The following is a 728-nucleotide window of genomic DNA, read 5'->3' as shown; positions in this document are numbered from 1 at the left end:
AAAAAATAACCATATAATTAAAAACTATAGCGTACACCTAAAATACCCTGAAGAGACTGTTTTGTTTTACGTCCTTTAACATAATGTGCCTCACCATATAACTTTAACTTCTCACTCACTAAACTGCTCAAACCGATTCCTAACTTACCTGCATTACCCGATAAGTCAGTGGTAAATGAATGCCGTTGATTAATCAATGTATGGTTGTCATCTTTATGCTCACGCAACCATGCTGCTGTAATATACGCAAGTGATGAGGAATCCATACGAGAACCAAATTCATATCCTAAAGATATGCCAACCTCACTGCGTAATGAAGTGAATGGACGCATGTCACCTATCATGTCATTTGATAACTTGATTTCTTTACCTTCAACTTGCAACCATGTAAATTGTCCATAAGGCTGCAACCAACTGCTCTTTGACGTCTTAAGTCGATAACCTGCTTCAAAGGAAGTACCCACCGCCCATTGCCTATAACTTCCTTCAATCCCTAAACCATTCGTTGAAACTGCCTTTAGAGTATTCTGATAATGATTATATTTTAAAATACCATCGAGATACCAACCACTATGATCCAAATAAGTAACATAAGCGCCAATGCCATAAGTATTAATACCGCTTATACCACCCCGTGCATGCGCAATGCGCGCGCGGTCATAACTGCCAAAACCACCTATATAAAATTCTCCATTTTCCCACTCGCTTAAACTATTGATCCCTAAAAC

1 protein-coding gene is annotated in these 728 nt (G+C 38.6%); it reads right to left on the bottom strand.

All coding sequences use genetic code 11. From position 1 onward, the window contains the following. Nucleotides 1-17: 17 nt before the first annotated feature. On the bottom strand, nt 18-728 hold a 711-nt coding region (locus ACFIKE_RS12030), incomplete at its 5' end, for an autotransporter outer membrane beta-barrel domain-containing protein (protein WP_375650194.1).

Origin of the sequence: Bartonella sp. MU70NMGDW (genome assembly GCF_042194085.1) — a bacterium.
In the GTDB taxonomy this organism is placed as follows: domain Bacteria; phylum Pseudomonadota; class Alphaproteobacteria; order Rhizobiales; family Rhizobiaceae; genus Bartonella; species Bartonella grahamii.
This window is presented reverse-complemented; position numbering and strand designations above follow the sequence as displayed.